11 protein-coding genes are annotated in these 11,462 nt (G+C 64.9%); all 11 read right to left on the reverse strand.

Annotated elements, in window-relative coordinates; genetic code table 11:
- Positions 1-27: 27 nt before the first annotated feature.
- The gene (locus ACLFQI_RS07265) at positions 28-804 is read right to left on the reverse strand and encodes an ABC transporter permease (RefSeq protein ID WP_410758249.1); all 777 of its coding nucleotides are present in this window, start codon (positions 802-804) and stop codon (positions 28-30) included.
- Complete coding sequence (locus tag ACLFQI_RS07270) at positions 801-1,793, reverse strand: ABC transporter ATP-binding protein (RefSeq protein WP_410758250.1); 993 nt, start codon at positions 1,791-1,793, stop codon at positions 801-803. Before ACLFQI_RS07270 ends, ACLFQI_RS07265 begins: the two co-directional genes overlap by 4 nt.
- Before the next feature lie 64 nt (positions 1,794-1,857).
- On the reverse strand, positions 1,858-4,968 hold the full coding sequence (locus ACLFQI_RS07275) for an efflux RND transporter permease subunit (protein ID WP_410758251.1): 3,111 nt from the start codon (positions 4,966-4,968) through the stop codon (positions 1,858-1,860).
- Positions 4,965-6,137, reverse strand: a complete 1,173-nt coding sequence (locus ACLFQI_RS07280) for an efflux RND transporter periplasmic adaptor subunit (RefSeq protein WP_410758252.1) — start codon at positions 6,135-6,137, stop codon at positions 4,965-4,967. Before ACLFQI_RS07280 ends, ACLFQI_RS07275 begins: the two co-directional genes overlap by 4 nt.
- A gap of 20 nt (positions 6,138-6,157) precedes the next feature.
- A complete protein-coding gene (locus ACLFQI_RS07285; protein ID WP_410758253.1) occupies positions 6,158-6,727 on the reverse strand; it encodes a Spy/CpxP family protein refolding chaperone in 570 nt (189 codons plus the stop codon).
- Positions 6,728-6,736: 9 nt separating this feature from the next.
- Entirely contained in the window at positions 6,737-7,276 is a 540-nt protein-coding gene (locus ACLFQI_RS07290; RefSeq protein WP_410758254.1) for an anti-sigma factor family protein, read from the reverse strand.
- 29 nt (positions 7,277-7,305) lie between these two features.
- Positions 7,306-7,863 carry an RNA polymerase sigma factor gene (locus ACLFQI_RS07295; RefSeq protein ID WP_410758255.1) on the reverse strand — a complete coding sequence of 186 codons (558 nt, stop codon included), beginning with the start codon at positions 7,861-7,863 and terminating at the stop codon, positions 7,306-7,308.
- A 65-nt stretch (positions 7,864-7,928) separates the two neighbouring features.
- Positions 7,929-8,222, reverse strand: a complete 294-nt coding sequence (locus ACLFQI_RS07300; RefSeq protein WP_410758256.1) for a hypothetical protein — start codon at positions 8,220-8,222, stop codon at positions 7,929-7,931.
- A 54-nt stretch (positions 8,223-8,276) separates the two neighbouring features.
- Positions 8,277-9,218, reverse strand: a complete 942-nt coding sequence (locus ACLFQI_RS07305) for an MBL fold metallo-hydrolase (protein WP_410758257.1) — start codon at positions 9,216-9,218, stop codon at positions 8,277-8,279.
- A 481-nt stretch (positions 9,219-9,699) separates the two neighbouring features.
- Positions 9,700-10,398: a response regulator gene (locus ACLFQI_RS07310; protein ID WP_410758258.1), complete on the reverse strand. Its 699-nt coding sequence runs from the start codon at positions 10,396-10,398 to the stop codon at positions 9,700-9,702.
- Positions 10,398-11,462, reverse strand: a 1,065-nt coding sequence (locus ACLFQI_RS07315; protein WP_410758259.1) for an ATP-binding protein, incomplete at its 5' end; no start/stop codon positions are given. The genes ACLFQI_RS07315 and ACLFQI_RS07310, both read right to left, overlap by 1 nt.

An 11,462-nucleotide genomic window follows, 5' to 3' on the forward strand; every position in this document is an offset into this window, starting at 1 on the left:
GTCATGGCGCAATGCGTCGCCTATCATTTAGCTGATCCAGCGCCGTCGGAGACTGAACAGACTGAACAGAAACAAGCCGACGCCATAGACGCAGAGGATGCCCAGATCGAGCGCGAGGGGCAGACTGTTGCCGCCATGCACTGCGCCATGCAGCGCATCCGCGCCGTAGCTCAGGGGCAGGAGCCAGGCGAGCGGCTGCAGCAGCAGCGGCAGATCCGCAATCGGAAAGAACAGGCCGCAGAGAAAAATCATCGGGAAACGAAAGAAGTTCGATAGCGTCTGGGCCTCGAACACCTCGGTGACGGCCACGGCGACGAACAGCCCGAGAAAGGTCGAGACCACCGCGATCAAAACGACCGCCACTGCGAACCAGCCCCACGCCACTGGCGTGAGATCGACCAGGAAGGCCGCCAGAAGGACGGGCACGCAGGCGTTGGCGACGCCGAACAGGATCGCGCCGCTGGTCTTGGCCAGCATCAGCAGCTCCAATGGGATCGGCGCGAGCAGCAGCCGCTCGAAGGAGCGGCCCTTTTTCTCGAAGGTGACCGTGATCGCCAGCATCGAGGTCGTACCGAACAGGATGGCGATCGCCACCACACCAGGCAGCAGCGAGCGGATATCCTCGACGCCGCCGGAGCGGATGAAGAACATGCCGGTCCAGACCAGTGGAAAGAGCAGGCCCCAACTGATGTTGGGGGGCTTGAGGTAGTAGGTGCGCATGTCTTTGCGCAGGATGCCCCAGAAGGCGGTTGCCCAAGGACGCCAGCGGCTGCGTCCGCCCCTTTCCATCGCGGCATGATTCATTGGTCACCTCCCGCGCGCTCGCGCTCCTGACGCATGGCGTCGGTCGCGATACCCGTAACGCGCACGAAGACCTCTTCCAGCGATGGGCGCAATCGGCGTGCCTCGAGCACCTCGATCCCCTGTTCCTCGAGCCAGCGCACGATGGCGCCCACGCGCAGTGCCACGCCGGCCTCGGTCTCTGCCTGGAGCACGCCGGGCTCCGGGCAACGGAAGTCCAGCTCGGGAAAGGCCGTGTTCAGCCCGCCCGGCACGTCGTTCAGTCCAGCGCTGCTGGTGATTCGCACCCGCTGCCGGTCTTGCAGCGGCTCGAGCAGTTGTGCGATCGAGTCGATCCGCACGATCTGGCCGGAGACGATGAAGGCGATGCGCTCACACAGCCGCTCTGCCTCCTCAATGTAATGGGTGGTCAGGAAGATGGTGGTGCCGGCGCGGTGGAGTTCGGCGATGAGCTGGCGCAACTGGCGGGCGCTGGCTACATCGAGGCCGGTGGTCGGCTCGTCCAGGAACAGGATCTGGGGTCGGTGGATGATGCCGGCAGCGATGGTGAGCCGGCGCTTCATCCCCTTGGAGTAGCCGCCGAACTTGCGTCCTGCCGCATCACTGAGGCCGAAGGCTTCAAGTAGCTCGTGCGCCCGGGCCTCGCGCTCGCGCTTCGGCAGACCATAGAGGGCGCCGCAGAAGCTGAGATTGTCACGGCCGCTGAGCTCGGGGTAGAGATTGCTTTCATCCGGCACCACACCGATCAGGTGCTGGGCCGCGCGGGCTCGGCGCGTGCAGTCGATGCCACCCAAACGGATCGACCCGGCATCCGGGCGCGCCAGCCCGGTGAGCAGATTGATCGTCGTGCTCTTGCCGGCGCCGTTGGGGCCGAGAAAGCCGAACAGCTCGCCCTGGCGCACGCGAAACGCGATCCCCGCGACGGCCGCGACCGTCTCGAAGCCCTTGGTGAGGCCCTCGACGACGATGGCGTCGGGCTTGTCATGCGTCATTTGTATTCCCTCTCCTCGAGTATCTGGGAGTCGGTGAGGTTCATGAACCGGGGCCGTCGCCTGCTCAACCAGCCTGCACCGGGTGATGACGCCGGTCGTGGGCGCTTGATGCGCGTGCCGGCTGTCGGTTTGCGATCACATACAGACCGGGCATCAGGAACAAGGCGACCAGCATTTCCATCCCCAAGCCGCCGATGGCCGCGACTGCCATGGGTTGCAGCATGTCGCCGCCTTCGCCCAGGTTGAGCGCCAGCGGCAGGAAGCCGATGGTGGTCGTCACTGTGGTCATGACCCGAGGCCGCAGCCGCAGTCGGGCGGCATCGAGAACCGCCTGTTGGGGTGAGCAGGCCTGCCGCTGCGCCAGCTCGTTGGCATAGGTCAACAGCAAGACGCCGTCGTTGACCGTCGCCGCCACCACGACCAGGACGCCGATAATGACCGTGGCGCCCAGCGGGATTTGGGTCAGCGCCAGCAAATACACCACCCCGGCCAGACTGACCGGAACCGTCCCCAGAATCAGCCCTGGCAGTTTAAGGCTGTTGAACTGAACCGTCAGCACGATGAACGAGAAGAACAGCGCGAAGGCCAGCACGGCCAAGACGGTCTCCGTCATCTCGGCCATCATCTCCGCACTGCCGCTGAGCGCGAACTGATAGCCGGCTGGTCGCTCGATGCGGTCCAGCGCCTGGCGCAGCTCGCGCACGGCCCCGGCCAGATCCTGACCGACGCTATCCGCCTCGATGGTCACCTGCCTGATCTGATTCTCGCGGATGATCTCCACTGGCCCGGTGCCCAACGTCACGGTTGCGATGTCGCGCAAGCGCAGCACCTCGCCCGCAGCTAAAGTCAGCGGTAGATCCTCGATCGTCTGTCTGGAGGTCAAGCGCGCCTCCGGCACGATCAGGCGAATGGCGTCGTATTCACTGCCCTGACGGTAGCGCGTGGCGACCGCTCCGGTGATCAGCCTGTGCAGGGAGGTCGCGACATCCGCCACCGACACACCGAGCGCGACAGCTTTGACGCGATCCACCTGGACCTGATACTCGGGCTTGCTCAGATCGACCGAGACGAAGACATTCTCGAAGGCATCCAGGTCGCGGATCTGCTTCTGGGTCTTGCTCGCAAGCTCGGCCAGGGTGTCCAGGTCTTGCCCGCGAACCTGCACGATTACATCCGAGGCATGCAGGCCGTGAATACCCTTGATCGGCATCTGTTTGACCATGACCTTGCCGCCAGGCGGTTGCTGCTTGGCGATGGCGCGGCGCAGGCGGGCGACGTACGCCTTGGTGCTGATCTCCCGCGCGGCCTTGGGGATCAGTTGGATATCGACTTGTCCTTCATTGGCGATCTCGTAGGTGGTCAAGCCCCTGACCTGTCCTCCGGCCAGGCCGAAGGTGCTCTCGATCACAGGGTCGCCCTGGATCTGCGCCTCGATGCCGCGCACCACGCGGTCGGTTTCGACGACAGCGGTTCCGGTCGGCATCTTGACCTTGACCATGACGCGGCCGTCGTCGATGAGCGGCAGGAACTCGCCGCCGAGCCGTCCCGATAGCGCCAAGGCACCGGCCACCAGAATCAGGAACAGCGCCATGACCAGCCATCGCCAGTCGATCACCCGCCCGAGCAGCCAGGCATAACTGAGCGTCAGGCGCTCGAACAAACGCTCGAACCATCCCGCCTGAGGGGGCGGCCGGCGACCGCCGAACAGGGTGGCGGTGATCATGGGCGTGACCGCGACAGCCACCACCAGACTGATGACAACGATCCCGGCAATGACCAGAATCAGTTCCCGAAACAGCAGGCTGGTCAGCCCGGGGACGATCAGAAAGGGCACGAAGAGGGCAAGAAACGACAGCGTGGCCGCCAGCAGCGCCGGTCCGACTTCGGCCGTGGCCTCGATCGCCTGCTCGGCGGCGTCCTGCTCGGGCCGCTCGCGCCGCCAGCGCGCGATGTTCTCCACCACGACGATGGAGTTATCCAGCACCACGCCGATGGCGACGACCAGGCCGCCGAGGGAAAACAGATTGAGTGAGAAGCCGGCGAGCTTCATCAGGCCGAAGTTGACGATCAGGGTCAGCGGCAGGGCGATGACCATCACCAGCACCTGCCGCAGGCTGCCCAGGAACAGATAGACGACCAGGATCAGCAGGACGGCCGCGGCCAGCGCGGCGTTGCGGACCGCGTTCAGCGCCTGCTTGACGTAGACCGCCTGGTCCTCGACATACCCGAGCTGCAGCCCCGGCGGCAGCTCCGGCTCCAACTCGCTCAGCAGCGCGGCCACCGCCTCGGCGGTCTTCACGGTATTGGCCTCGGCTGCCTTCAGCACCGACAGTTTGACACTGTCACGGCGATTGAACCGAGTCATCAGTCGCGCGTCCTCGTGGCCGTCGATCACCTCGGCGATGTCGCGCAAGTAGACCTTCTGATGTCCCTCTCCAGCCACCACGACCTGGCGGATATCGTCGAGCGTTGCATACTCGCCCAGGGTCCGGGCGATGATCTCCCGAGGTCCGACCCTGACCCGGCCGCCGGTCTGCTCGACATTGTCAGCGGCTACGGCGCTGATCACCGCATCGAGGGCAAGCCCATGCTTTTCCAGCGCGGCAGGGTCCAGCTGAATGCGGATCTCGCGCTCCAGTCCGCCGATCACCTCGGTCCCGGCCACGCCCGTGGTAGCCAGGATGCGATCCTGCAGCCAGTTGTCGGCCCAGTCCCGCAACTGCACCAGATCCCAACGGTCCGAGCTCAGGGTCAGCTGCATGACTGGCAACTGCGAGGGGTCGGCCTTGTAGACATAGGGCGCTTCGATGTCGTCCGGCAAATCCTGCTCGGCGCGCGTCAAAGCGGCCAGGACATCCTGGAAGGCGACATCGACATCCGCGCCATCGTCAAAGTTGACGTCCAGGTTGTAGATGCCCTCGATGGCCGAGGACTCGAGTGAATCCAGATGATCCACCGTCGACATCAGGCGCTCGAGGGGATCAGCGATGTCGGTCTCGATTTCCTGCGGTGTGGCGCCGGGCCACTTGATTTGCACCTTGACGAGTGGGTAGGTGATGTTGGGCAGATAGTCCAACGGCAGGCGCCACAGGCCATAGAGCCCGAGGACGACCAACGCCACCACGATGGCACTGGTGGCAAGCCGGCGGAGGACGGCGTAGCGGGTTAGGGTCACTGGCCGTCTCCGGCCCTGCTGGAGCCTTCCGCCGTCGGCTCGGCCTGGATCTGAGCTGGGGTCTGAGCGGGGGTCTGAGCGGGGGTCTTGGTGGACGTGTTTGCTGGCGCGATCTGGACTTCAGTGCGGTCCTTCAGCCGCTCATTTCCGGCAACGACAACCTTGTCACCGACCTGGATTCCAGAAACGATCTGCACGCGGTTGTCCGCCTCGATACCGGTTTCCACCGCTCGCACCAGCGCTTTTCCGTCCTCGACCACAAAGATGATCGACCCCTCGGGGGTGTCGATGAGGGCCTCGACGGGCACGACCACCGCTGCTTCCGCGGTTTCCAGCAACAAGGTCAGCCGCGCGAACATGCCGGGCAGCCAATCGACGGATGGCGGCAGGGCAATCTCCACCGTGCGAGTACGGAGCTGCGAATCCAGATAAGGATAAAGACGCTCGATTCGGCTTGAAATGGCCCGGTCGGGCACGGCATCGAGGTGCACCTCGACTGGCATTCCGGTGCTGACCGCCGCCGCATGTCGCTCTGGAATCGCCGCGCGAATCACCAGGCTGGCTGGATCGTAGAGCTCCAGCAGCACGGTTCGGGGGGCGACAAACTCGCCGACTTTGACCTCGACCCGGGATACCACGCCGGACCAGGGTGCCTTGATGTCGTAATCCCGGGCTGTCTCCTCGGCCTGGATCAGCGCGGCGTGGACCCGCTCATAGGCGGCCCTGGCCTGGTCCAGATCCTCGGCGGACAACGCTTGGCTGGCAACGAGCCGCCGGCTCCGGCTCAGGTTGCTCGCTTCCTTTTTCAGCGCTTCGCGATGCGACAGGATCAACGCCTCAGCGCCCTGTTTTCTGCCGATCGACACCAGGATTTCATCGGTTGCCACCTGGTCAGCCTCGCGAACCTTGACAGTGATCACCGGTCCTTCGGCGGGAGAGGCCAGGCGGGCGACGCGATGCGCCTCCACCGAGCCGCTCAACGTCAGCGTCCGCGCGATGCTGGAGGTGGCCGCAGTGATGACCTGCACTCGGGGCAGCGGCTTGCCTGTGTTGGGCTGTTGCGTCTTTGTGGATTCGGCGGTATCGCGCCCGGCGGCGCGATCGAGGGAAACGCCGTCGAGGGAGAGCAGCCCGGCCACCGCAATGGTGGCGATCAGCAGCGCGATCAATAAGAGGGCACGGTGGTTGCTCATTCCGACTGCCCCGGTTTCGACGACGGATTCAGCATCGGGCTGGGCAGGGGATCGGTCTGCTCATCGAGCACCCGTCCAAGACCTTTCCCGTCAGCCATGCCGTCGGCAACGCGGCTGTGCTCGCGCAGCGAGCGCATGAGGCGTTGCGCCTGCTCGGGAGACAGGAGTCGCTTTTGCATCAGCAAGTGGTCGATGACCATGTTCTGCATCTGCCGCTGGTGGGTGAGAATCGCCTCCTGCGTGGCCGCGATCGCGGCCTCGTCCACCTCAGGCATGGCCAGCAGATCCAGCAATTGGTTGCGGAGCGCCTGGATTTGTCGACGCTGATCTCGTGCGCTGGCGCGAAAATCCCGAGCCAAAGGTGCGATCTGGCGCCACTGCGCCGCGCTGACGCCGATCTCACGATGCAGCAGCGACGGCACGCTCGGATTCACCGGCCCAGCGGATCGAGGGTCGCTGTCGCCGACGTCTGATGCGGGTAGCCACTGGATCAACCACACGGCGATAAAGGCCAGATTCAAGCCCACGGAGAGGGCCAACAGGGGTTGGCGCAGGGTATTCCACATCACAGATCCTCATCCTCCTTCGGCTAGGAGCGTTAGCGCAGCCGCCTCAATGGACCCTTGGGGCGTGGCGCTCAGTACATCGAAGGCATATAGCTGGCTTGCAGCCTCTAGCGGGTCTTTCGGGCTCATCCGTTGGATAGAGTCAACCTTTTGGCCACCAGTCAACCCCATCGAGGCGCCCAAGACCAAGCCCAGAACGAATGTGGCGCTCGTCGCCCCCCTGAGCAGCCAGGGTTGCAACAGGGGCTCGCGCCTGTTCCACAGGGCCGCTCGTGGACCCCCGCGATCTTGCAGTGCTTGCTGGCGGTCGGCCGCTGCGATCCTTATCCGACTTGCTAATGCAGCTGGCATCGGAGGGATAGGGTCGGCTGCCAGCAGTGGCTCGAGTTCGCGCAGCGCCAGCACCTCGTGACGACATATCGGGCAGTCCGCCAGATGTTGCTCCACGGCGTGGCCCAGCGCTGTGGGCAGCTCACCGTCGAGATAGGCGTTCAGGTATTTCCGATAGTTGCCGCATGAGCGCATCGCTGTCACCTCGCTACCCATCATGAAACGCGCGAGTCTGGGAAAACCCCCGCTCAAGCATCGAAAAAGCCTTCCCGAGACCCGAGCAGACGGCGCAGCCGCTCCCGGCCACGGGCGAGCAGTCGTTCCGCCGCTTTGGCGGTGATTCCCAAGGCGGCGGCGATCTCCTGGTAGCCCAGGTCTTCCTCGTAGCGCAGCACAAGGGCCAGTCGTTGGTTGGGGGGAAGTGCGTCAAGGGCCGCGCGAACCGCAAGGGCGGTTTCTTGCCGCATCATCCTCTCTGCCGCGCTGGGGGCGGGATCGGGCTGGTCTGGAACCCGGTCGAGCAGCACTGGCTGGTGTTTCCTGGCTCGGTCCAGGCAAAGGCGAGAGATAATCCGGTAGAAATAGGTTCGAAACCGCGCGCTCGGCCGATAGCGTCCGGAGGCGTCGAGGAGGCGTAAGAAGGCCTCCTGGACAATCTCGGCGGCGTCCTCCTGATTCCCGGCGAAGCGATAAGCGACCCGCCAAGCCCAGGCTTGATGACGCCCGACCAGCCGGGCAAACGCCGTCATGTCGCCGCGGCCGGCAGCCTGCAGCAAGACCTCATCCTGCTCGGTGTGATCGGACATGCGAATGTCGCCGGACGCTGAAGAGACTGGCCCATCGTTGATGGGACAGGGCGGACATCAAGCGCCTAGGCTCTCCGGCCACAGATAGCGCAACGCCAGAGCGAGCAGGAGCAGCGCCAGGAAGCCCCGAAGCAGCTGCTGAGGGACCCGAGGCTGGACTCGGGCACCGAGAAAGGCACCGGCCAGTCTGCCGAGGCCACTGGACTGGCGAACCCGAGCACCGAGAGCTGAAACGGCACCAGCAGGAAGGCGCCGGAGATGCCCACCATGCTGGTGAAGAAGGCGATGATCAGCGCCGCTAGCGGCGGCAGCCAGGGCCATGTCTCCACGCCCGAGACCGGAAAGAGCACCGGGCTCATGGGCGATCCTTCGGCTGACAGGTTGCTTGGAGTGCGGATGTCGGCACCCTTGGGTTACTCCCATTCCATCTCCTGGAACACCTGCTGAGCATTACGGCCCTTAAGAGATTGATAGTCTTCTAGGTGCGCGAATCGAGATTGATCCAACGTGCCAATCTGTGTGATATCGCCGCCATCCTCCATGAAGGCGCCAACCGTCTCGCGCAGGAAGACCAAGTAGTCGAGCGTGTCGGCGCGAGCCTGGGCGAGGTCGGTAGCGGGGCCGTGCCCCGGCACGATGACCTTGGGCTCCACTGCGGCTAGGATCTCGAAGGCCTCGATCCAATGCGCGCTGCTGGAATGTGGCATCACGCCGGGCATACGCCCGACATAGACCACGTCGCCGCTGAATGCGACGCGCTCGTCCGGCAGCCAGACGAGGCTGTCGCCCGGTGTATGGGCCGGGCCGATCCTGCGCAGCTCGAAGCGCGTGTCGCCTAGGCTGAAGGTCATGGTCTCGTCGAAGGTTTCATCGGCGTAGACCGGCTCGGTGCCGGCGAGACCGTCGACACCCACCAGATTTTGAAGCCTGAACAGCTGCTCTTTGAGCCGCGCGCGCTGATCCTCGACCGCTGCCTGACTCGCGATGATGCGCGCGCCGCGTTTCTTGAAGTACGCATTTCCCAGCCAGCGGTGGTCCTGTCCGCCCGTGTTGATGACGATCTTCACCGGCTGATCGGTCACCTGATCGATGAGCGCATCGATCGCTGCTGCGCCCTTGGCGCTGCCGCCAGGATCGATCAGCACCACGCCGGCGTCGGTGACGACGAAACCGAAGGTCGCATTGTTGCCAAGGTTTTCGGGCGTGCGGTTGCCAAAGGGGCCGACGATGGCGTAGATGCGGTCGCTGATCGGCTGCAGGCGCAGACTGGCGTCCTGGTCCGCTGCCAGCGCGACGCTGGCGAGCAGCAGGAGCGCCATCAGCATTAGCCTGGACAGCAGTGTTGGATTTGGCATGGGTGTCTCCTGCATCATTTGGGTGATGTCACCAAAGGTATCGCTGGGCTTGGATCAAGTCGATCCATTCGCGTCTTCATCCTGATGCAGCCGCGAGCTGTCTCAAAGCAGGAAAGTGCCATCAGGACGCGCTAGCCCCCTCAGCGGTCTCGATGGCCCTCGAAGCCGCCCTTGGCCTTCCAGCCTACCAGGCCGTCTTGCAGGAGGGGCATGTCCGAGTTCAGCAGGCGCAGTGGGAACCGGCCTGGGCCGACAGCGAGTCGATGACGACAGGTTGGTTGCGGGGAATCTCATCGCGCTGCACCAACACCTGGCGCCACTCGATAGTTTTGGCACTCCAGTCTTCCTGTCTACGCTTCGCAGTGCCCGTTACCGGTTCACCACGCAAGACTCGGTACCTGGCCGCTGGCTAGGCGTTACCAGGGCAATCCTTTCAGGCTGCTGACTTGCATGCGCTTGCAAGGCGCAATCCCCACACCACCTAGCATGCGGGTCCGCTGCTCAAGGCGTTGGATTCCTCGTAGCGATAGCCGACGCCATAGACCGAGTGGATCGACTCGAGTGCGGGATCGAGTGCAGCCAGCTTACGCCGCAGCTTCTTCACATGGCTGTCGATGGTGCGGTCCGAGACGATCCGATGGTCCCGATAGCTGCGCGCAATCAGTTGCTCGCGGCTGAAGATGCGCCCAGGCGCTGATAACAGGGTCGCGAGCAGGCCGCATTCGACCGCCGTCAGCTCGACGCTTGCCTCGCCAAGGCGCACCCGAAGCCGGTCGGCATCGAGCTGCAGCCGGGTGGTGGTCGCGGTATCCGGCTGGCGTCCGCGCCGCAGCACGGCCTTGACCCGCGCGACCACTTCGCGCGGGCTGTAAGGCTTGCAGATGTAATCGTCGGCACCGAGCTCGAGGCCGAGCAGTCGGTCGATCTCCTCGACCCGGGCAGTGGTCATGATGATCGGTAGGCTGGTGAAGCGGCGCAGCTCGCGACAGAGCTCCAGCCCATCACGGCCCGGCAGCATCAGGTCGAGCAGCATCAGCGTCGGCAGCTCGGCGCGCACCCGCGCGATCACGTCCCGACCATCGGCCAGCTGCTCGGTCGCGAAGCCAGCGGCCCGCAGATAATCGGCCAGCAGCGTGGCGAGCCGGGTTTCGTCCTCGACGATCAGAATGCGCTCGCTCATCATTGGTGTGATAACAGCATCCGAATCCAGAGACCACCCTGCGGTGCGGCCCGTGCTTCGATGGTGCCCTGATGGGCGACCACGATATTCTTGGCAATCGCCAGCCCGAGCCCAGCACCGCCGGCGGTGCGCCCGCGTGAGGGCTCGACCCGATACAAGCGCTCGAACAGCCGTGCGCGATCGGCGTCAGTGACCCCGGGCGCGCTGTCCTGAAAATCGATCGCCAGCCCGTCGTCGGCCTTGCTCAAGCGCACCACGAGTGTCCCGCCGCGCTCGGTATACTGGAGACTATTGCGCAGCAGGTTGGCAAAGAGCTGCGAGAGCCGCTGCGGGTCGGCCTCGATCAGCGCCGGCTTGCGCAGCCGATTGTCCCATTCCAGTGCCAGCCCAGCGGTCGTGAAGGCGGCGCGGAAGCGCGCGATCTCGGCCTCGAGCACCGCCGCGAGGTCGGTCTCGGTCTTGCGATAGCTCAGCGCGCCCAGGTCGCTCAGCGAGAGTTGGTAGAGGTCGTCGATCAGATGTGACAGGCGCATCGTATCGTCATGCAGCTGGGCGATGGTCTCGGGATCGAGCGGGCGCACGCCATCCTGCACGGCTTCGAGCTCGGCGCGCAGCAGACCGACGGGCGTACGCAGTTCATGGGAGATGTCCGCCATCCAGCGGCGCCGTGCCCGCTCGTTCTGCTCCAAGGTCGCGGCTAAGGCGTTCAGGTCGCGCCCGAGTGCGGCCAGTTCGTCACCTCCGGCCGCTGGCGCGCGGGCGGCAAAGTCGCCGCTCGCCAAGCGCCGCGTGACCGCGCGGAAGCGCAGCACCGGGCGCGCAAGCCAACGCGACAGCCACCAGGCCAGCAGCGCCGACAGGCTGAGGGTGGCGAGTGCGATGATCGGGAACGCGGCGCTCTGGTGCTGGCGAAAGCGTAGCTCGGCGGCCTCGTGCAGTGGCGGACCCGGCAGCAGCACCAACTCGCCAATGCGGATTCCGTCCAAGGTTAACGACCTGCGTAGCACCGGATTGGCCGACGCCTGATGGTCGCTGCTCGCCTGCGCGCTCGAGTCGGTGCCGGG

The sequence above is a fragment of the Halochromatium sp. genome, assembly GCF_046541315.1.
GTDB lineage: Bacteria > Pseudomonadota > Gammaproteobacteria > Chromatiales > Chromatiaceae > Lamprobacter.

Coding starts and splice junctions, on each gene's coding strand:
- ACLFQI_RS07265 (WP_410758249.1), bottom strand. CDS start 804: ATGAATCATGCCGCGATGGAAAGGGGCGGACGCAGCCGCTGGCGTCCT.
- ACLFQI_RS07270 (WP_410758250.1), bottom strand. CDS start 1,793: ATGACGCATGACAAGCCCGACGCCATCGTCGTCGAGGGCCTCACCAAG.
- ACLFQI_RS07285 (WP_410758253.1), bottom strand. CDS start 6,727: ATGTGGAATACCCTGCGCCAACCCCTGTTGGCCCTCTCCGTGGGCTTG.
- ACLFQI_RS07290 (WP_410758254.1), bottom strand. CDS start 7,276: ATGATGGGTAGCGAGGTGACAGCGATGCGCTCATGCGGCAACTATCGG.
- ACLFQI_RS07295 (WP_410758255.1), bottom strand. CDS start 7,863: ATGTCCGATCACACCGAGCAGGATGAGGTCTTGCTGCAGGCTGCCGGC.
- ACLFQI_RS07300 (WP_410758256.1), bottom strand. CDS start 8,222: ATGAGCCCGGTGCTCTTTCCGGTCTCGGGCGTGGAGACATGGCCCTGG.
- ACLFQI_RS07305 (WP_410758257.1), bottom strand. CDS start 9,218: ATGCCAAATCCAACACTGCTGTCCAGGCTAATGCTGATGGCGCTCCTG.
- ACLFQI_RS07310 (WP_410758258.1), bottom strand. CDS start 10,398: ATGAGCGAGCGCATTCTGATCGTCGAGGACGAAACCCGGCTCGCCACG.